This is a genomic window from Sporocytophaga myxococcoides DSM 11118, assembly GCF_000426725.1.
In the GTDB taxonomy this organism is placed as follows: Bacteria; Bacteroidota; Bacteroidia; order Cytophagales; family Cytophagaceae; genus Sporocytophaga; species Sporocytophaga myxococcoides.
Map to the genome: position 1 here is coordinate 334,437 of NZ_KE384560.1, position 20,206 is coordinate 354,642.

Annotated in this window: 16 protein-coding genes; 3 read left to right on the forward strand and 13 right to left on the reverse strand. The window is 37.0% G+C overall.

The window, feature by feature from the left end:
• Positions 1–9: 9 nt before the first annotated feature.
• The 8 genes from ileS to K350_RS0119600 all read right to left on the reverse strand — a co-directional run bounded on the left by ileS (position 10) and on the right by K350_RS0119600 (position 12,296).
• Complete coding sequence (gene ileS, locus K350_RS0119560; protein WP_028981333.1) at positions 10–3,438, reverse strand: isoleucine--tRNA ligase; 3,429 nt, start codon at positions 3,436–3,438, stop codon at positions 10–12.
• A gap of 390 nt (positions 3,439–3,828) precedes the next feature.
• The gene (locus K350_RS29625; protein WP_081671077.1) at positions 3,829–4,674 is read right to left on the reverse strand and encodes a zinc-dependent peptidase; all 846 of its coding nucleotides are present in this window, start codon (positions 4,672–4,674) and stop codon (positions 3,829–3,831) included.
• Positions 4,675–4,888: 214 nt separating this feature from the next.
• The gene (locus K350_RS29630; protein ID WP_037576452.1) at positions 4,889–7,459 is read right to left on the reverse strand and encodes an Ig-like domain-containing protein; all 2,571 of its coding nucleotides are present in this window, start codon (positions 7,457–7,459) and stop codon (positions 4,889–4,891) included.
• 279 nt (positions 7,460–7,738) lie between these two features.
• A complete protein-coding gene (locus tag K350_RS0119580; protein WP_028981335.1) occupies positions 7,739–7,933 on the reverse strand; it encodes a cold-shock protein in 195 nt (64 codons plus the stop codon).
• 105 nt (positions 7,934–8,038) lie between these two features.
• A complete protein-coding gene (locus tag K350_RS0119585; protein WP_028981336.1) occupies positions 8,039–8,782 on the reverse strand; it encodes a penicillin-insensitive murein endopeptidase in 744 nt (247 codons plus the stop codon).
• Positions 8,783–8,881: 99 nt separating this feature from the next.
• Complete coding sequence (locus tag K350_RS0119590; protein WP_028981337.1) at positions 8,882–9,337, reverse strand: cold-shock protein; 456 nt, start codon at positions 9,335–9,337, stop codon at positions 8,882–8,884.
• Positions 9,338–9,489: 152 nt separating this feature from the next.
• A complete protein-coding gene (locus K350_RS29635) occupies positions 9,490–10,437 on the reverse strand; it encodes a zinc-dependent peptidase (RefSeq protein WP_081671078.1) in 948 nt (315 codons plus the stop codon).
• Between the two features lie 380 nt (positions 10,438–10,817).
• Entirely contained in the window at positions 10,818–12,296 is a 1,479-nt protein-coding gene (locus tag K350_RS0119600) for a glycine--tRNA ligase (protein ID WP_028981338.1), read from the reverse strand.
• Positions 12,297–12,899: 603 nt separating this feature from the next.
• On the opposite strand from K350_RS0119600, the gene hemH reads away from it, so the two are divergent.
• A complete protein-coding gene (gene hemH, locus K350_RS0119610; protein WP_028981340.1) occupies positions 12,900–13,922 on the forward strand; it encodes a ferrochelatase in 1,023 nt (340 codons plus the stop codon).
• Positions 13,923–14,110: 188 nt separating this feature from the next.
• On the opposite strand, the gene rsmI is transcribed toward hemH, so the two are convergent.
• Positions 14,111–14,800: a 16S rRNA (cytidine(1402)-2'-O)-methyltransferase gene (rsmI, locus tag K350_RS0119615; RefSeq protein WP_028981341.1), complete on the reverse strand. Its 690-nt coding sequence runs from the start codon at positions 14,798–14,800 to the stop codon at positions 14,111–14,113.
• Complete coding sequence (locus tag K350_RS32760) at positions 14,801–15,034, reverse strand: 4a-hydroxytetrahydrobiopterin dehydratase (RefSeq protein ID WP_028981342.1); 234 nt, start codon at positions 15,032–15,034, stop codon at positions 14,801–14,803. It abuts the gene before it with no gap.
• A gap of 249 nt (positions 15,035–15,283) precedes the next feature.
• Between K350_RS32760 and K350_RS0119625 the strand changes: the two genes are divergently transcribed.
• Both K350_RS0119625 and K350_RS29640 read left to right on the forward strand, forming a co-directional pair.
• Entirely contained in the window at positions 15,284–15,979 is a 696-nt protein-coding gene (locus K350_RS0119625; RefSeq protein WP_028981343.1) for a hypothetical protein, read from the forward strand.
• Between the two features lie 155 nt (positions 15,980–16,134).
• Positions 16,135–17,082, forward strand: coding sequence for a DUF2167 domain-containing protein (locus K350_RS29640; protein ID WP_051313384.1), 948 nt, complete (start codon positions 16,135–16,137; stop codon positions 17,080–17,082).
• A gap of 96 nt (positions 17,083–17,178) precedes the next feature.
• Here K350_RS29640 and K350_RS0119635 read toward each other — a convergent pair whose 3' ends face one another.
• The 3 genes from K350_RS0119635 to K350_RS0119645 all read right to left on the reverse strand — a co-directional run bounded on the left by K350_RS0119635 (position 17,179) and on the right by K350_RS0119645 (position 20,032).
• The gene (locus tag K350_RS0119635; RefSeq protein ID WP_028981344.1) at positions 17,179–17,949 is read right to left on the reverse strand and encodes a T9SS type A sorting domain-containing protein; all 771 of its coding nucleotides are present in this window, start codon (positions 17,947–17,949) and stop codon (positions 17,179–17,181) included.
• Between the two features lie 194 nt (positions 17,950–18,143).
• Positions 18,144–18,965, reverse strand: a complete 822-nt coding sequence (locus tag K350_RS0119640; RefSeq protein WP_028981345.1) for a T9SS type A sorting domain-containing protein — start codon at positions 18,963–18,965, stop codon at positions 18,144–18,146.
• A 254-nt stretch (positions 18,966–19,219) separates the two neighbouring features.
• On the reverse strand, positions 19,220–20,032 hold the full coding sequence (locus tag K350_RS0119645) for a T9SS type A sorting domain-containing protein (protein WP_028981346.1): 813 nt from the start codon (positions 20,030–20,032) through the stop codon (positions 19,220–19,222).
• Positions 20,033–20,206: the final 174 nt, after the last annotated feature.

Sequence of the window (20,206 nt, forward strand, 5' to 3'; positions counted from 1 at the left end):
TTATAGTTTTTAAAGTTCGATTTTCATTATAAGCTGATGCTCGTCCATATCAACAAGCTTGCCATCTTTCAGATTTTCTGTAAGGACAAGAGATAATGCCTGAGTTTCGCTGCAGATATATTCTTTGTTTGCGAGCAACGCATTATCTATCAACTCATCTTTCTTCTGAATAGTGATTTTGATTTTGTCCTGAACTTCCAGCCCCATGTCTTTTCTCATGTTCTGTACTCTGTTCACAACATCTCTGGCAATACCTTCTTTTTTAAGCTCTTCCGTAATAGTAATGTCGAGGGCCACGGTAACACCGTCTTCACTTGCCACAGACCATCCCGGAATATCTTCAGAAGAGATTTCTACATCTTCTAAAGTGATCTGAACAATATCACCAGTAAGCTTTATTTTGAAAGCATTTTCTTTCTCAAGCTTCTGGATATCATCCTGAGTCATTGCAGTGATGGCAGCTCCAACTTCTTTTAATCTCGGACCGTATTCTTTTCCAAGTTTCTTGAAGTTTGGCTTGATCTTTTTAACTACCACTCCTGATGTATCTTCGATATATTCGATCTTCTTGATGTTAACCTCAGAAAGGATCAGATCTTCAACGGCAACTATTCTGTTTTTGTATTCCTGGTTTAATACCGGGATCAATAATCTTGAAAGTGGCTGTCTTACTTTTATTGTATGACCTTTTCTCAAAGAGTGAACAAGAGAAGAAATCCTTTGTGCCAATGACATTCTTTCTTCAAGATCAAGATCGATCTGTTTCTCATCTGCAACAGGGAATTGGCTTAAATGGATACTTGCGACTTTTTCTTTTCCACTTACTTCATTCAGGTCAAGGAATATTTTCTCTGAATAGAAAGGAGCAATCGATGCAGATAGTTTTGCAATCGTTAGAAGACAAGTATAAAGCGTCTGATAAGCAGCAATCTTATCTTCGTTGTATTCACCTTTCCAGAAACGCTTTCTGTTAAGACGTACATACCAGTTGCTCAGATCATCAACAACAAAGTCCTGAATCTCTCTACCTGCTTTCGTTGGTTCATATTCTGCATAGGCTTCATCTACTTTTTTGATCAGGGTATTAAGCCTTGAAATGATCCATCTGTCACTTTCTGTTCTTTTGTTTAAAGGAACCTCAGCTTCTTTAAAGGTAAAGTTGTCAAGATTTGAATACAGTGCAAAGAACGAGTAAGTGTTCTGAAGCGTTCCGAAGAATCTTCTTTGAACCTCTGTAACCCCGTCAATATTGAATTTCAGGTTATCCCAAGGAGGTGCGTTAACGATCATATACCATCTTGTCGCATCCGGTCCGAACTGACCGATGGTCTCAAATGGATTGATCACGTTCCCAACTCTCTTGGACATCTTAGCTCCGTTTTTGTCCAATACAAGACCGTTTGCTATTACATTTTTAAATGCAACAGAATCATTCAGCATTACTGCTATTGCATGTAGTGTAAAGAACCAACCTCTTGTCTGGTCAACTCCTTCAGCGATGAAGTCTGCAGGGAAGTTATTGTCAAATACATCCTTGTTCTCAAACGGATAGTGCCATTGCGCATAAGGCATAGCACCTGAATCAAACCAAACGTCAATCAGGTCTGTCTCACGAATCATCGGTTTGCCAGACTCACTCACCAATACGATCTGATCAACATAAGGACGGTGCAAGTCTTCAATCGATTTAAGATTGTAGATCTTTGTATTAAATTCCCTTTCCTTTTGAGCCAGAGTGCCAGCGGTGATATTAAGCGCTTTATTGGCTTTCTGGATTTCCTCGTTCAGCTCTTGAAGAGATCCGATACATTTTTCTTCTTTTCCATCCTCTGTTCTCCAGATAGGAAGGGGAGTTCCCCAGTATCTTGATCTGGAAAGGTTCCAGTCTACAAGGTTTTCCAGCCAGTTACCAAAACGTCCGGTACCGGTGCTTGCTGGCTTCCAGTTGATGGTTTTATTCAATTCAACCAATCTGTCTTTTACAGCAGTTGTTTTAATAAACCAGGAATCAAGCGGATAGTAAAGAACAGGTTTGTCTGTTCTCCAGCAGTGAGGGTAGGAGTGTTCGTATTTCTCAACCTTAAACGCTTTGTTTTCTGTTTTAAGCTTGATACCGATTCTTTCATCTACAGATAGATATTTGTCGCGGCCCTGTTTCTTTCTCTCTTCTTCTTTTTCAGCCTCAGACAGGTAAGCTTCTTTTACAAATTCTCCCGGAAAATCTGTTACTTCAATTACAAATTTTCCTCTTTTATCAACAAGTGGTAATTGATTGCCTTCATCGTCTTTAACAGTGATTGCAGGAACACCAGCAAGTTTTGCAACTCTAGCATCGTCTGCACCAAAGGTAGGAGCGATGTGAACGATACCTGTACCATCTTCAGTACTTACAAAGTCTCCAGGTATTACTCTGAAGGCCTTATCAGCTTCTTCCGGCTGCACATAAGGCAGAAGCTGCTCATATCTGATACCAACAAGTTCTTTTCCTTTAACTTCTTTTAAAGTTTGGAAAGGAATATTTTTATCTCCCTCTTTAAAGTCTTCCAGCTTCAGCTCTGCATTTTTAGCACTGAAGTATTTTCCTGCAAGATCTTTCGCAAGGATAACAATACCTGCCTTAAATGTATAAGGGTTAAATGTTTTTACAGCGACATAGGTTATGTTTTCGCCAACTGCAAGAGCACTGTTCGATGGAAGCGTCCAGGGAGTGGTCGTCCATGCAAGGAAATAGGTCTGATCCACATCTGCATCAGATATTCCCAAAAGACTTTTTACTTTTTCCTTAGAGCTGTCCGCTACTTTAAACTGAGCAACGGCTGATGTATCTCGTACATCTTTGTAAGTACCCGGCTGATTCAACTCGTGAGAGCTAAGTCCTGTGCCTGCAGCAGGAGAGTATGGCTGAATGGTATATCCTTTATACAAAAAGCCTTTTTTGTAAAGCTCTTTCAAAAGGTACCATACAGACTCTATGTATTCTTTTTCAAACGTGATATAAGGATTGTCAAGGTCAACCCAATAACCCATCTTTTCAGTAAGGTCATCCCACTGTGATTTATATTTCATCACAGCTTCGCGGCATTTCTGATTGTATTCTTCTACAGATATTTTTTTACCGATATCTTCTTTAGTGATACCAAGCTCTTTCTCAACCTGAAGCTCAACCGGAAGACCGTGTGTATCCCAGCCTCCTTTTCTTTTTACCTGAAATCCTTTTAATGTTTTATAGCGGCAGAAAATATCCTTTACGGTTCTTGCCATTACGTGGTGAATACCGGGAGTACCATTTGCAGAAGGAGGACCTTCATAAAATGTAAAACTTGGAGCACCTTCTCTGCTCGTTACGGATTGTTCGAAAACCTTATGCTGCTTCCAGTAAGAAAGTACTTCTTCTCCTACTTTTGCAAGATCGACGTTCTTGTATTCCCTGTACTTCACTTTGTTAATTATTTCTTTAATTCTTAAAAATTCTAATTCAAGAGTCGGATGTCTTAGTCTGCTTTTTCAGACATTTTTCAATGTCACTGCAAGCAGCAACTCATTGTAAATAAATGCATTTGTCTGATCGTCAGATTTGGCATCCCCTTGTATCTTCAGGATCAGTTATATATAACCTGTTTTGAAGAACGCAAAGGTAATCAATTTTAGGTTAAATGAGCTTTTTGAACAGAATTGATCACATTTTTTAACCATTTTCAGGTTAAAATGGTGCAATTAAAGTGATGGGCTTCCGTAATTGGGATAAGTGTTTTGAGAATGGGAGAGGGGAGTTTTAAATTTCAAACCTGTTAATTTAATTTAAGTATTTGATTTTTAATAGATAAATGCCTAATTGGCGCTTTTCTTTTTTTTACTTTCTTTAAACGCTGTTGGATGTGAATTGGCGGGATCCTGCCTTAAAAGTTGTACAAGAATCTGGTATAGCTGGGGAACTTCTACCCTGAATTCTTCCGGCTTCTCGAAAAAATATTCTACAGATACAGCAAATAACTCTTCAATGTTAGTTGCAGCGTATTTACGGATAAAGTGCGTTTTATCTTTTTTGATTTCGTTTATTTCTGTTTTCCCTATTTTGAAAAAGCGCACAAGATCTTTGTAATCAAACAGACTATTCCCTTCAAAATCATCATCATCGTCATACATGTCTGCAAGTTTTACAGCATGTGCCATTTCGTGAAGGCCAACATTCAGGCCATCATCGGGGATTTCATAACCTTTCTGAAAATGCTGCCATGACAATACAATTGCGCCATCTGTCTGCACTTCACCTACATGATGAAGGTTAGTGATTTTTGAAAAATACCGGGTCGGGTAAATATAGAAACGGCTGAAATGCCTCAATTTAACAGGGCGAAGTCCAAAGGTTAGCTGAACAAAGCAAGCACCGATCATAATTTTCATTTCTTCGGTGATGTTCATACCTCCCTGAGGATAGAATTTTTTATTTAAAAGAAAAAACTTAACTCTCCTCTGAAATTTTAATTTGTTTTCTGAAGAGAGCTTTTGATAATAACGAAAGTTGAATTCTAAAATATGAATCTGGACGGGATTAAGTTTCACAAACCTTGTCAAGATCCATTCTCCAAGACTCAATATTTTACCTCCTATAGTTTCATATAGAAAGATGCATGTTGTAATCAGAAATATAATTATAAATAAAGCCGCCAAGACCATAAAGATTTCCTTCAAGATAGGGAATTCTGAGCTATGTTTCAGAGCCTGTCTTTTTTATTTAAGAAAAAAGAAATTAGAAATGTTTCGGAAATTTTGCCAGTTGATTTCTTCCTTATGGAAGGTGACTTCTGGTGCCTGGTTAGTAAAGATTTACATAAAAAAAGGGCTTTTTATTAAAAAGCCCTTTCAGGAATTAAATTAAATTGGTAAAACTTTATTTAACTATTTTATGTGTATAGCTTCCGCTTTCTGCTATAATGTTTACGATGTAAATTCCGCTTTTCAGATTGTCTCCGACAATAACTTCAGTAACATTCTGCCCTTCACCTGAAGCTACTTCTCTGCCTGTCATGTCGATCACCTTAAAAGATGTAATTGTTTCTTTTGTATCTAATGAAACAGCAGTTTGATTTCCGTCCGGAAGAGATACCGCCATTACTGCAGCCCGCGTTCCGCAGCCTGTTGTCGAAACTATCTTCGTATATTGCAAGCTATAAGGATAGGTTGTATAGCTTAGTAAAGCAGTCACAGTTACCGATGGAGCAGCATATTGACCAAATGTTACATCGAAGTATTTTCTGTCATAGTAGCTAAAGTAAACAGTAGCATCCGAATTGGTATATGCTGTAATATTTACTGGATTAGGATATTCTGCATACACCTGGAAGTTATAAGGAATTCCTTTGGCAACACATGTAGGCCCTGATAATCCGTAAGGTAATACTGTAAATGAATTAACAGCTGAAAACTTACGGCCATTTCTGTTGTCTACCGCCTCTGCTTTTATGTTATAAACTCCCGGCAGATAGGTGTCAATATAGGCTGAATAGGGTGCCATATAATCAACCCCGACTATTGTATTGTCTTTATAGAAATAAACCGCAGTGATTGTTCCATCATTATCATAGGCATCTGCGGTTGCTACAATTGAGTACCTCGGGTCAAGAATAATTCCGTTTGCCGGATAAGTTATAGAAACAACAGGTAATTGATTGGCTGGGGCAACAAGGACTGAAACTGTATAATAATTTTGCCCGCCATGATTGTCAAAAGCCACTGCTTTAAATGTTCTCGTTCCACCTGGAGCATTGTTATAGACAAGAGAATATGGTGCATTGATATCTGATCCCAGGAATGTTGTTCCATCATAAAAGTCAACTCTCGTTACAGTGCCGTCAGCATCACTTGCACTAGCTGATATTGTAATAGGTGTTCCGATAAGGATATCAGCACCTTCTGATGGAGCGGTAATAGATACAGTAGGTATTTTGTTGTTTACAGAATTACTTATTCCTCCTACCAGAGAATAATATCCAAGGGAACCATAATCTGAGTATCCATCTGTTGCCGGGTCTCCATACCCAACACCATCTACAATTAGGAAATATGTTCCGGCAGGAACTAATGTATCTATAAAAGCATTTAATCCTTCCAGATCAGATACAGCAATGGTATTACCTGCAGAGTTTTTGAGTGTAAGGGAAATGTCAAGGTTTGGATAGTATGGATCCGGATTTGCAGCTATTTGTACACTTCCACCTAAGGTAGTAAAATAGAAATAGTCGACGTCCTCTCTTTTTTCAATGATGCCATTATTTTCTAATGGAGAAACGAAGCCTGCGCTATTATAAGTAAGTTGTTTCGCAAGGGAAGGGATGTTACCGCTTTCATCTGTTTTGAACGAAAAGCCGTTGGTAGATGAGATGACCGCAATATCATCCTGATAAGCGTTCGTAGCACCGCTGTATTCTCCTTTACTGAATTGTACCACACTTTTGTAATAACCTGTTCCCATGATAGGAGCCCAATATCCGTGTCCATGGTAATAATCATCATAAGGCTCATTTATGCCATCGTGATAAAGGCCCAGCGTATGACCTATTTCATGGGAGCCGCATTCTCCTGCATATTTAGAGGTAGCAAGAAAAACCCAGCATGGGGTATCAACATTCATAGGAAAAGAACCGATGCGGGCATATCCTCCATATCCCGGAGCAGCATCAGTGGTAGGAGTGAATATTACCCGTACTCTTTTGTTTATTGGAGTAGCCAAAAAGACAGTCGAATCGGTGGTGATATTAAGATTAAATGGTCTGTAATCTTCACTTATTAATCTCCATGCTTGTTCTATTTCTGTTTCATTTAGCTCAGAAGGTAAAGCATCTATCGGTAGACCTCCATTCCAGTATGGATCTACGACATATTGTCCATCGAAGTCAAGGTATACGACATATTCTGAGGAAGGAAAACTTTGAAGGTCATATACGTATGATCCCTGAGGAGCTACAAAAGATGAAGAAGCCTGAGGACCTGCTTCTGCAGGTACTGCTGTTTCTATACAGATAACCTTGTTAATATCAACCTCTTTTGCATATACTTGCTCATTTTTGGTATAATACTCATAAGCTTTTTTCTCATTAAGCAAGAGTACCTCTCCTTTCAGTTTATCTTCCTCAAATGTCAGGTTAAAGGTAGATTTTGGGTTGTCTTTAATTTTACCTGCAATTGTATTAGAACTCCCTGAAGTCTTGTCATAATGTACATCGACATTAAGCTTCTTGTCATTAGACAATGGGAGTATAGTTGGAGTACTTTTCCTTTTCTTGTTAGACGATTTGAATTGTTGTTTAAATTCAGATACAGAACCAACAAATGTCCCTTCATTGTCTGTACTCTGTGCATTTGCAACAGAGAATGTAATGAGGATTGAAAGGGATAAGAGAATTTTTTTCGCCAGTGAGCTAGGATGGGGTTCCGGCAGTAGTCTTGGAATAGCTTTTAGCATATTAGTTATGGTTAGTTGATAATTTTATGCTAAGGAAGGGACATTAAAAATGATCGTCAGTTACAAAAGTTACATATGCTTTAAAAAAATGAAAGTTTAGTGGTCAGTGGGATGCGGGTTCCAGAAGGATATAACGCATCTGTTTGATTTTCACATCTTCTTGATTGGACTTTACGTGAATTTAGTTGCACTTATAAAAATAAAAAGACCAACTTATTAGGTTGGTCTTTTCCTACAATTACTAAAGCTTTAAAGAATATATTCCTTTAAGGGGATTTCTTAGTTTACTAATTGAACGTTCACGGCATTCATGCCTTTTCTACCTTTTTCCAGATCAAATTTAACTTGATCGTTTTCACGAATTTCGTCTATAAGACCTGAAGAGTGAACGAAGATGTCCTCACCGGACTCTGCTGATTTAATAAACCCAAAACCTTTTGAGTTATTAAAAAATTTAACTGTTCCTTGCATTATTATGTATTTATGAAATTAAAAACATTTTCAACGGTAAAATGTTCAAAATGCACCTACATTTTTTTTCTTTTACTGTAATTTAATTTTAAAACCGTTTCAAGCGCTTTATTTTAGGATTTCAAAGTCTATATGAAAATGATCATCATGGAGACTATTAATCAAAGGGGTAAGGCTATTGACGAGGTAAATATTACTTTGCTTTAATTTTTTCCCGTGAGGGGTAGCAAAAATAAGATTTTTAAATTCAGTTTTGATAATTACTTTCTGAATTTTATATCCATTATTTCTTGCGGATGTTTCGAGGGAGAGAATTTGGCGGGCAACCAGATCAAAATCAATGGAAATGCTCTTATCTCCGCTGTATTTCCCTTCATTGTCAAAATCCAGCCAATAATGACTTGCTCCAATTGTATCTAGCTTATAAAAGACCATGTTGTCCTTCATTAAAGGCATCATGAAATCTATGCTTAAGCCATTCTGATGTGTTCTGTGAGGGAAAATTTCACCACCATTTTTATTGCTGCATTCCATGATGAAAAATTTCCTATTGGGAATTTCTTTCTCAAGCTGCTCGTAAGAACTTATCACAACAGTCCTTATCTTATCATTCAAGAATGCGCGATTGTTGATATAACTAGAAGTATCAAAGTATTGATAATTGGTTCCCTGAAAAGGGAATAATTTTCCGTTTATCAAAGTTCCACCAGATACTGTGCCAGTGGAAGTGCTTGGAGTACTATTTTCTTTATTACCAGATAAATATACTTTTATCCTGTCGGAAGAATGACCTTGCCCAAATACAGAATTGCAGAAGCATACCAGCAACAGGAGTTGAAAAAGCTTACTCATAAAAGTTCTTATTTCTATGAGAAGCTCATTTGCAAAATTCAAGCCTGAATGTTTATATCGAAAGAGTATAAGCAGTTGGGTAAGTATTTTGAACTCCGATTATGATTTTTTTACGCTGACGGCATTGAGGCCTTTTGGCGTATTGATAGTTTCAAAAGTTACTCTGTCGTTTTCCTTTATTGGTTCCTTGATGCCATTGATGTGCACAAATATGCTTTCCTGGGTTTCCAGATCCTTGATAAATCCATATCCTTTAGATTCATTAAAAAAGGTTACTTTGCCCTTTCTGAGAGGTTTCGGCTCATTGCTGTTCAGGTTTCTAGCTACACCGATCTGTATGTCATCCTGATTAATGACAGTTTTCTTTTTATTCGGGTCTGGAGGAACTGATGTAATGTTTCCATTTTCATCAACATAAGCCATCATATCCTCAAGGCTTTGACCTTTGCTGGAATGAGCTTTACGTTCTTTACTTTTCTCTTCCTTTTCTTTCTTCTTTTGCTGTTTTTTCTTTTCTACTTCTTTTTTGTTAAACGTTTCTTGAGATTTACCCATAATTTATTTTCAAATATTTAATGTTGGCAACTTTGTGAAGAGTTCTAATCTGAATATATCCGGTTGAAATTGGACTAAGAATGCAAGCCTTTTTTTAGAAGATTGTTCAGAATTAATCACAAAAATACAAGTTTTTTATGATTTGTATAAATTTAACTATTTTTCCTGCCTTTTACAAAAAGGCTTTTCGTAAAAGAAGCTTTAGCCTTTAATGTTTTAAGGTTTGGCAATTCTTTTATGGCCTGGTTCAGCAAAAGCATAAGCTTTCTGTTTTCCGGCGGATAAAAATAGAATTTCGCATTTTGAAGCGTTTTGCCAGGATCTTGTTTCAATAACTTTGAAAGTGACTCATAGAGCGCTGGTAACTGCAATCTAAACTCTTCAGGCTTTTCAAAGAAATATTCTACACATACGGCAAAAAACTCATCTTCATTGTTAAAAGCATATGGTCTGAGGAATCTGGTTTTACCCGTTTTAATTTTCTTTAACTCCTGACGACTTATTTTCCCCCATTCTTTTAGGCTCTCGTGATCAAGCAACTCTTGTTGATGATGATGAAGAGCATCTTCTATCTTCAATGCATGAGCCATTTCGTGCAACCCCAGGTTAAATCCATCTTCTGGCCTTTTGTAACCATAAAGGAAATCCTCCCATGAAAAAGCTATAAATCCGCTAAGGCTCACTTCGCCTTTGTGCCTCTTGCCGTTTGAAGATTGATAGTGAGAAGGGTATATCAATATTTTAGGAAAGCTTACAAATCTTACCGGGGCAAAGCCGAAAGTTAACTGAACGCCGCATGCAGCTATAAGTATTTGCATTTCCTCCGTAACCTGAGGAATTCCTTTTGGAATAAATTCCTTATGGAGAAGAAAATTCCGTACCCTTTTTTCAAAATCTATTTTTTGATTTCCGGAAAGATCTCTATAGTACTTGAAATTTTTGAGAAGAATATCTCTTTGTTTTCTTGAAAGTCTTTTATTGATGCTGATTGTTTCCAGAAAGGGATTTATGATAAGTGCATACAAGCCGAGGCTAAACGTGCCAAATAAAAATACTGCGATGCCTAGTATATAAAAGGTAACTGTTATATATGTTTCCAAGTCTTAAACCTTTAAGTTAATAAGACCCGCAGACGCGAGTTTTTGTTTTAAAAGCTGAAAGGAGCTGAAAGCAAATGCGAAAAGCTTAAAGCTGTTCTCTCCGAAAGACGACTTTGATATAAGTCTTACTTTTGTGGAATTGAGTTTATTTTAACCAGATATAATTTAACTCTATTCTTTGAAAAGGAGAAACTTTTGGTCGAAAAGTGAAATTTTGGTGGGTTAAAAGTTAGAAGTGATTAAAAAATACCTCATCCCTAACCCTTCTCCTTCGAGAAAAGGATTTAAGATGAGGTCTTTTCATATTGGCGAAAAAGATGAATAAAAAAAGGAGGCACAAAATGCCTCCCTTCCACTTAAAACGTATTACCTAATTATTTTCAAACCAATTGCTCAAGGATTCTCTTGAATGAAGTGGCTTTTCTTATTTTCTTTCTTAACTCGCTGATAGGAACTCTCTCTTGCTCCATAGTATCACGATAACGAATAGTCACCATGTTATCATTCAGTGTATCATAATCTACTACTATGCAGAAAGGTGTTCCTATTAAGTCCTGACGAGTGTATCTTTTTCCGATAGCATCTCTTTCTTCATAGATCACATTCATATCCATTCTAAGCTCTTTGAAGATTTCCTGGGCTTTCTCCGGTAGACCATCTTTTTTTACAAGAGGGAATATTGCTGCTTTCACAGGAGCTAATGCAGGATGCAGTTTCAGATAAACTCTTTCTTTCTGATTTTCGCCTTCGCCCACAGTTTCTTCTGTATATGCATTGCAAAGAACTGCCAGGAATGCTCTGTCGGCTCCGACTGAAGTTTCCACAACATATGGCACGTAGTTTTTATTCAGTTCATTGTCGAAGTATTGAAGCTTCTTCTTTGAAAATTTTTCATGACTCCCAAGGTCAAAGTCAGTTCTTGAATGGATACCTTCAATTTCTTTAAATCCGAAAGGAAACTCATATTCGATATCTACAGCAGCATTAGCGTAGTGAGCAAGCTTCTCATGATTGTGGAACTTCAGCTTGCCTTCGGGTAAACCGATTGCTTTGTGCCATTTCAATCTAACTTGTTTCCACTCTTCATACCATTTCATCTCTTCGCCCGGACGAATGAAAAACTGCATTTCCATTTGTTCGAATTCCCTCATACGGAAGGTAAACTGACGGGCAACTATTTCATTTCTGAAAGCTTTACCAATCTGAGCAATACCAAAAGGAATTTTCATTCTTCCTGTTTTCTGAACGTTCAGGAAGTTTACAAATATACCCTGAGCGGTCTCAGGTCTTAGATAAATTGTACTTGAATCTTCTGCAACAGCACCAACCTGAGTTGAAAACATAAGGTTGAACTGTCTTACTTCTGTCCAGTTAGATGTTCCTGAAACCGGACATTTTATTTTTTCAGCTATGATAAGCTCCTGCACGCCTTTCAGATCATTCGCTTCAAGAAGACGAGCGAGTGATTTCACCAAAGCATCACCTTTGGCTTTATCTCCATTCTTTTCGTATTCCGCTGCTTTATCTTCAACAAGTACGTCGGCTCTATATCTCTTTTTGGAATCTTTGTTGTCGATCATCGGATCGCTGAAGCCATCCACGTGACCTGAAGCTTTCCAAGTGGTTGGGTGCATGAATATTGCAGCATCTATACCTACCACATTATCATTCATCTGAGTCATGGCTTTCCACCATGCAGCTTTGATGTTGTTTTTTAGTTCAACTCCGTTTTGTCCGTAATCATAAACAGCCTGAAGACCGTCATAGATTTCACTTGAAGGAAATACAAATCCGTATTCTTTCGCATGTGAAATGATATTTTTAAAGGTGTTTTCTATCGTCGCACTTACTTTTTCCATAGTTGCAAAGATATGTAAATGATTTGTATAATAGGAAATCCGACTTTACAGATTTTTAAGTCGGACTTGATAAATAATCTCTAAATACTTTTTATCGGTAAGAAAAAGTCTCTTTGACAGTCAATGGAATGCTTCAAATTCCTCACAGAATATTCTTGGAATCCCACGGACTTTCGGTGGAGCTCCACGGGTTTTCTGTGGAGGCCCACGAAAGGTGCAGGGCTCCCCACAGAAGAGTCAGGAGTTTCCACGGATATTCGTATGGTCCCACGGACTTTCGGTGAGGCTCCACGGGTTTTCTGTGGGGACCCACGAAAGGTGCAGAGCTCCCCACAGAAGAGTCAGGAGTTCCCACGAATATCCTGATGAGCTCCACAGACTTGAGGTGGGCTTCCCCGAATTTCCTGTGGGACGGATTAGGAATACTCTTTGGAGTTCAATTTTCCTTATGGAGCTTTTGTGTGTCATCAACCTGCTCCATTAAAAATCCTTTAAATCACTACAATCAAACACTTGACCGTAACTACTAATGAGTTAATTATCACTGGTATTTTTTTAATGCTTAATCCCAGTTAAATTTCCTGCTTTTAGTATTTTTGCCGCATGAATAAAGTAAAGAAAACAGCAGTTTTCCTAATTAATCTGGGAACTCCTGATAGTCCGTCAGTTCCAGATGTCAGAAAATATTTAAGGGAGTTTTTGATGGATAGAAGGGTAATTGATATTCCATTTCTTAACCGTTGGTTCCTGATTAATTTTATAATTGCTCCTTTCAGAGCGCCCAAATCTGCAAAAGTTTATAAAGAGTTATGGACAGCCGAAGGTTCACCTTTATTAACTTACGGTCTTGAGGTTCAAAAGCTTTTACAAGCGAAGTTGGATGAAAATTTCCAGGTTTTTTTCGGTATGAGGTATCAAAACCCATCGATAGAAAAGGCTGTAAAAGAAATGGAAGGGAAGGGCTTTGAAAAGATTGTGATTTTGCCTCTTTTCCCTCAATATGCTAGCGCATCTACAGGTTCAGCCGTGGAAAAAGCAATGGAATACATCAATAAATGGGAAGTAATTCCGGAAATTAAAATCGTAGCAAATTTTCCTAATCATCCATTGTTCATTAAGGGCTTTGCTGAAATCGGAAGAAAATATCTGGAAAAGGATAAGTTTGACCATGTCATTTTTACTTACCATGGACTTCCTGAAAGACAAATTAAAAAATCAGCAGTGCAGAGTTATTGTCAGCTGAACGATAAATGCTGCTCAAAATACCATTCCAAAAATTATTACTGTTACAGGGCGCAATGCTATGAAACAACACGTCATCTGGTGAAGGAACTTGGTCTTGAAGAAGGGACTTACTCAGTTGCATTTCAATCAAGACTAGGGAAGACTCCATGGATCAAGCCATATACAGATGATCTTATAAAAGAGCTGGGAGCGAAAGGAGTAAAAAGGGTATTGGCATTTTCTCCTTCATTTGTCGCAGACTGTTTGGAAACTACTATTGAAGGTGGAGTCGAATACAGAGATATGTTTAAAGAACATGGTGGAGAACACTGGCAGTTGGTTGAAAGTCTCAACAATCATCCACTATGGATTGAATGTATGGAAGACCTGGTTCTGAATTAACCACATTGGTTCTGGAGGATTGGATAGATAGTATGTTTTATTTTTATCCAATCCTTCTTTTTTCTTGCAAGTCTAAAAAAAAACTCATCCTAAGTCCTTCTCCGGAAGGAGAAGGACTTTAATTCACAAAAAAATATAAGTATTTACTACTTTAATGTTTGTTGGTGAAATCTAACTTCATGATTTGTTTATTCGTCTTCCCTTCCAGCAACAATCATCACAATTTCACCTTTCACTGTCTTTTGAGAAAAATGCTCTTTTATTTCTTGCAAAGTACCATTGACTGTCTCTTCATATAATTTTGTAAGCTCTCTGGATACAGAAGCTTTTCTTTCCGATCCAAACACCTCTTCAAACTGCTCCAGAGTTTTTAATAAACGGTGTGGAGATTCATAAAAAATCATTGTACGTTCTTCAGGAATCAGGCTTTGCAGACGGGTATGTCTTCCTTTTTTATGAGGGAGGAAACCTTCAAAGGTAAATCTGTCTGATGGCAGTCCTGATTTGACAAGTGCAGGAACAAAAGCGGTAGGGCCGGGAAGACATTCCACCTCTATACCATATTTAAGCGATTCTCTTACCAATAAAAAACCAGGATCGGATATGGAAGGTGTTCCTGCATCAGAAATGAGCGCAACAATCTGACCTTCCTTTATTTTATTCACAATACCTTCAACAGCTTTATGCTCATTAAAAATATGATAGCTCTGGAGTCGATTGTTAATTTCGTAATGTTTCAATAGGTGGCCGCTTGTTCTGGTATCTTCTGCAAGGATAATATCAGCCTCTTTAAGAATTCTTAAGGCTCTTAGAGTAATATCCTCAAGATTGCCTATAGGGGTGGGTACTAAAATTAATTTTCCCTTTTTTTCTTCCATCTAATTAATTAGCCGATCAATTGCCTCGGCAAGTTTTCTGTCTTTTTCTGTTATCTTATTTCCTGCGCTGTGCGTTGTCAGCTGAATATGAACTTTATTCCAGGAATTGGACCAATCCGGATGATGATCCATTTTTTCCGCCACAAGAGCCACTCGTGTCATAAAGGCAAAAGCTTCAGAGAAGTTTTTAAATGTAAAGGTCTGTTCCAGTTTGTTATCTTTTTCCTGCCACATAAAATATTTATTTTTTTAAGTGAAACTTTAATATCGGGTCAAACCAATTTACAGGTGTGAAGTTAGAAATATTGATTTGAAAAGCAGAGGCGTTGTCAAAATTTAAGGTATTTCAATTGGAGAAAATTATGGGAAGGATGTAATTTCATCCCTCTATGAAAAAAAAATCCAAAGAATCTTAATGTAAAGGAAATAATCTTTCCAGGATTAATGTTTAATATTCTGAATCATTAAAAGGACTTAAATATTTTGCCAAACTTTCACGAAATACTGTCAGACGGAGGTCCGGTTTATGCAGAAACCAATCTGAGCAACATTATTGCTGAACCTTGGAATGCCCTTTCTTCATTGGCGTTTCTGATTCCGGTTGTTATATGGCTTATAAGAATTCAGGGGAATTACAAAAAGCATGCATTTCTTACTTTTTGTCTCCCACTCCTATTTTTAGGAGGTCTTGGAAGCACTCTGTTTCATGCCTTCAGAGCTTCTTCACTTTTGCTTCAGCTTGATGTACTTCCAATTGTATTACTGACATTTTCTGTAAGTGTATATTTCTGGTACAGAATTTTAAAAACCTGGTGGAAGATCACTCTTGCCATGGCTCCCTTTATTCTCGTAAGGCTTTTCATTTATAAGCTTGTAACACTTTCCGGCCATGACCTTATCAATCTGAATTATTTTGTTACCGGAGTAATGATATTTTTGCCTTGTATCATTCTGTTAATTAAAACTAAATTTGTGGGCATTACAGATTTAATTTTGTCCTGTCTGCTGATGATTCTGGCTCTTTATTTTAGGGGAGTGGATTCCGGAAACTTTACCCTTTTGCCGATGGGAACTCACTGGCTTTGGCATGTAGCGTCTGCTGCAGGTAGTGGATTTTTAGGGAAATACCTTTATGATCTGAACTCAAAACATTTACAGTCAATAGAAAATAAAATTTGACAATAAGATTAATTTTGATTGGGAAAACTTATTTTTGTAAATGTCTGTATTGAGGTGAATCTCAGTTCCTTTTAATCGCAGAGGTCAACTTTTTGCATTTTTTCTTCTTTGTGCATCATGAATTTTCGTAAACCATTTTTATAAACAAATCTATTATGAGAAAACTTTACTTTCTTTTTTTTATCTGTTTCCTGTTTCCCTTTTTGACCTTCTCTATTTCTCCGGAAGAAGAAGAAGAGGCAATGGAAGACACTCTTTCGACAATGTTGTATCTTGACAGTCTTGAAAATAGCTTTAAATATCAGACTGGGCTGGTGAAAATTAAGGATTATGCTACGATAAAAGTCCCCGCAGGTTTTAAATTTCTCGATGCAGAACAGAGTATTTATGTATTACATTCTTTATGGGGTAACCCAGAGGATCCAACCATATTGGGATTACTTTTTCCTGAAGATATGGGCCCAATGCATCCGGATAGCTGGGCAATTTCTGTAGAATATTCTGAAGAGGGACACATAGACGATGATGATGCAGAAGATATTGACTACGATGAGTTGTTGGCAGAAATGAAAAAGGATGCGGAATCTGCAAATCCTGGCCGAATTCAAGATGGTTACGAACCTATTCATTTGATAGGCTGGGCTGCGAAACCTTACTACGATGCAGAAAATAAAAAACTTCATTGGGCAAAAGAAATCCAGTTTGGAGACAGTGCCACGGGAGTTAATACCTTGAATTACAACATAAGGATTTTAGGGAGAAAAGGGTATCTGGTGCTTAATGCGATTGGAGGCATGTCTCAGCTTGGAGCTATTAACAAAGATATTGATAAGGTACTTTCAAGTGTTGAGTTTACTGAAGGATATAAATATTCTGATTTTAATCCGGAAATGGATAAAGTAGCAGCTTATGGAATTGGGGGGCTGGTTGCAGGAAAAGTCCTTGCTAAAGTCGGATTCTTCGGAATCCTGGCAAAGTTTGGTAAAGTAATTATTCTTGGTATCGGCGCTGCATTTACTTTTATCTGGAAATTCTTTTCAGGAAGAAAGAAAAGTAAAGCAGACGAACAACCAGAAAATAACGGGCAACCCAATATATCTTAAAAAAAATATTGTGGAGTTGTAGGTTTCAGAACCTACAGCTCCATTAATTATAGCATTCTGTTTTCAGAAAGGGTGCTTATCTGATTGCCGAGCAGGTCAATTTTTTATTACTTTAATTGTCCCGATAGCACTGTCTTTTCTCAGGGTCAGGATATATAGTCCTTCCGGTAAATTCGATATATCGGCAGCCTGAGTTTCGGTAGCTGACAGGACAACCCTTCCAGATGTATTATAGATACAAAGCTCATCTACTTTATCCTTTAGTATCAATGATGAGGTTACGATATTGCTTCCTAAAATTTTAGTGATCCTTAAGTCAGCTATTCCATTCACCTCGTAAATAAGTTCAATCTCGTCAAAAGAAAAATCGCTGTTGTCCTGTCCGGAAAATTCTATCAAAATGGATTTGACTTGACCTGTATTTTCATATGATATAGGAATCTCTATGTTAGTGAATGATTCTGCATCAGCTAAAGTTGATACACCACTTCCAATGATATCACTATCGTTTATTGGTTCATATGCTCCCATTGAAATTATTTTTACATAGACCCTTCCTCCATTACCCTTATACCAAAAAGATAATTTAGATGGTTTTGCATCAAAGGCAGCGTTATACTTCAGTACGCCTCTTCCCAGAATATGCGCACCAAATCCGGTTTTCCCGTCATCATCTCTAAGAAGGAGGCCGGAACAGACTTCATCAGGATCGAAACAACTTAATGATGCCATCCAATTTCCCCCAGGTTTTTTTCTGCCAGTATTATCGTCAAATACCCAATTTTCGAAATTTGAATTTTCAATTTGTTGGGCAGAAAGATTTAATGAAGCCAATAGCAATGCAATAAGTAGTAATTGCTTTCTCATAGAGTATCCTTATCAGATGTAAATGCAGATAGTAGTAACAGAAGTCAATAATAACTGTAATAAAGGGAGAATTCCAGTTAAATAAAGGTAATTTTCTTTTAAAAAAGATTTGACCAACTTAAAAATATAAAGCTAAAAAGGCTGCCTGATTAGGGGCAGCCTTTTTTATTGAATGAATGTTTGTATAAAGTAATTTATTTCTTAATTACTTTTATTGTTCCCATAGAATTACCTTTTTTCAAAGTTACCATGTAAAGACCTTCTGGAAGACTTGAAAAATCAGCAGCCTGAGTATTTGTAACATTTAATACCTGTACACCTGAAGTATTGTAAACGTTAAGTTCTTCAACAGATTCTTTAAGGTTTAGGGAAGATGTAATGACGTTGCTTCCGATAATCTGAGTCATTTGTTTGTCAGAAAGGCCGGCAAGTCCATATGAAAGTTGTACATCATCAATGATAAAGTAATCATCCGCAGTAAGTTCTTCTTCCTCACCGAAAGTAAATGCCAGGTAAAAATGATCATGTGTTTTGCCTTGAACATAGGAAATTGGGAATTCGGCCTTCTTAAAATCTCCGGAAGTGTTAGCTTCAATTCCACCGGCACCTACCTCATCTGCATTTTCATCTTCGAAGAAATCTCCTGATGATAAGAAAGCATTAGCTGATACATTTTTTGTTGATTTATACCAGAAGGTAACTTTTTCAGGTTTATCAGAAAATACGTCACCATAAAGCAATGGTAATGTATTAAATTCTTCTGTTTGGGAGTCCTTTCTTGTAATTACTTTTACCGCAAAACCTGAATGCCCTTGTGATTTCTCAAAAAACAGGACGCACGAATTAAATTCTTGAAATGTTGCACAGATGGAAGGTGCAATCCAATCCTTAGGTTCAACAATGTCAAACTCCGCGTTGGTTTCCCAGATTTCGAAATCTGAATTTGGTAATTGAGATTGAGCAGAAAGACTAAATGCAGTAAATAGTGAAGCAATAAACAGTAATTGTTTTTTCATAAGGTCATTGGTTTTATTTTAGAATTAAAAATTTTATCAAAAGACTCCTTAAGTTAAAAAGGAGAATTAAAATTGGTGGATAATGTAAAAGTAACTTAAGGATAGGATTTGTTATAATTTTGTTAAATCTGATCCCTCCTTTTAAGGAATATTATTGAAAAAGTTCAATAAAATATATCTTACCTATATTTATAAAAAAGCTACCTCTACGCAGAGGTAGCTTTTAAATGAGTTAGAGGAAATGTTAGAGTAATTTATTTCTTTATCACCTTCATAGTACCCATAGAATTACCTTTTTTCAAAGTTACCATGTAAAGACCTTCTGGTAGCGTTGAAAAATCAGCAGTCTGAGTATTTGAAGCATTGAATACCTGTGTTCCGGAAGTGTTGTAAACGTTAAGTTCTTCAACAGTTTCTTTAAGGTTTAGAGAAGACGTAACAATGTTGCTTCCGATAATCTGCGCCATTTGTTTTTCAGATAGTCCGGCAACACCGTAGCTAAGAGAAACATCATCAATAACAAAATAATCATCAGTAGTAAGTTCCTGTTCTCCCAAAGTAAAAACAACTCCAACACTATCAGTAGCATCATCATTGTTATATGTCAATGGAATTTCCACTTTTGTGAAGGATGAAACAGGGGCCAAAATAGATTGTCCATAACCAGTTGCATCTGTTAGCTCATCTACATTTAGAGGTTCTCCCTTAGTGACGATAATACCTGCAGTCAATGGTTTAGTAGACTTATAATAAAAAGTCATTTTTGTAGGTTTAGATGAAAGTGCATTATCGTAAAAAAGAGGCATTGCAGATGGGCCGTCGCCATGATCTTCAGCTTGTATTTTAGCTCCATAGCCGGTTACTCCTTCTGTTTTAGAAAGATAAACAGCGCATTCTTTCAGGTCTCCAAATTCTAAACAAAATGAAAATGTGAACCAGTTGCCTGTAGGAACTTCAATTCCATCTTCATCTGTTTCCCAAGATTCAAAACCAGGGTTTTCAAGTTGTTGAGCAGAAAGACTAAATGCGGTAAAAAGTGAAGCAATAAACAGTAGTTGTTTTTTCATAGATTATTTGTTTTGATTATACTATTAATGAAAAATTAGAAAATTCTAAGCTCCCTCTTTCAGGAGAATTATAGTTAAAAGCTTATACTTTAAATGTCTCTTAATTGATTTGGTTTAGTAAAGTTTTGTTAAAAAATCCGGCCAATTCATAAAAGATTATTGAAAAAATACAAT

What these genes read in the sequence shown, in the direction of transcription:
- K350_RS0119590 (WP_028981337.1), bottom strand. Translation starts at nt 9,337, where the DNA reads ATGGGTAAATCTCAAGAAACGTTTAACAAAAAAGAAGTAGAAAAGAAA.
- K350_RS0119585 (WP_028981336.1), bottom strand. Translation starts at nt 8,782, where the DNA reads ATGAGTAAGCTTTTTCAACTCCTGTTGCTGGTATGCTTCTGCAATTCT.
- K350_RS0119600 (WP_028981338.1), bottom strand. Translation starts at nt 12,296, where the DNA reads ATGGAAAAAGTAAGTGCGACGATAGAAAACACCTTTAAAAATATCATT.
- K350_RS0119645 (WP_028981346.1), bottom strand. Translation starts at nt 20,032, where the DNA reads ATGAAAAAACAACTACTGTTTATTGCTTCACTTTTTACCGCATTTAGT.
- K350_RS32760 (WP_028981342.1), bottom strand. Translation starts at nt 15,034, where the DNA reads ATGTGGCAGGAAAAAGATAACAAACTGGAACAGACCTTTACATTTAAA.
- K350_RS0119640 (WP_028981345.1), bottom strand. Translation starts at nt 18,965, where the DNA reads ATGAAAAAACAATTACTGTTTATTGCTTCACTATTTACTGCATTTAGT.
- K350_RS29630 (WP_037576452.1), bottom strand. Translation starts at nt 7,459, where the DNA reads ATGCTAAAAGCTATTCCAAGACTACTGCCGGAACCCCATCCTAGCTCA.
- rsmI (WP_028981341.1), bottom strand. Translation starts at nt 14,800, where the DNA reads ATGGAAGAAAAAAAGGGAAAATTAATTTTAGTACCCACCCCTATAGGC.
- K350_RS29625 (WP_081671077.1), bottom strand. Translation starts at nt 4,674, where the DNA reads ATGGTCTTGGCGGCTTTATTTATAATTATATTTCTGATTACAACATGC.
- K350_RS0119635 (WP_028981344.1), bottom strand. Translation starts at nt 17,949, where the DNA reads ATGAGAAAGCAATTACTACTTATTGCATTGCTATTGGCTTCATTAAAT.
- K350_RS29640 (WP_051313384.1), top strand. Translation starts at nt 16,135, where the DNA reads ATGAGAAAACTTTACTTTCTTTTTTTTATCTGTTTCCTGTTTCCCTTT.
- hemH (WP_028981340.1), top strand. Translation starts at nt 12,900, where the DNA reads ATGAATAAAGTAAAGAAAACAGCAGTTTTCCTAATTAATCTGGGAACT.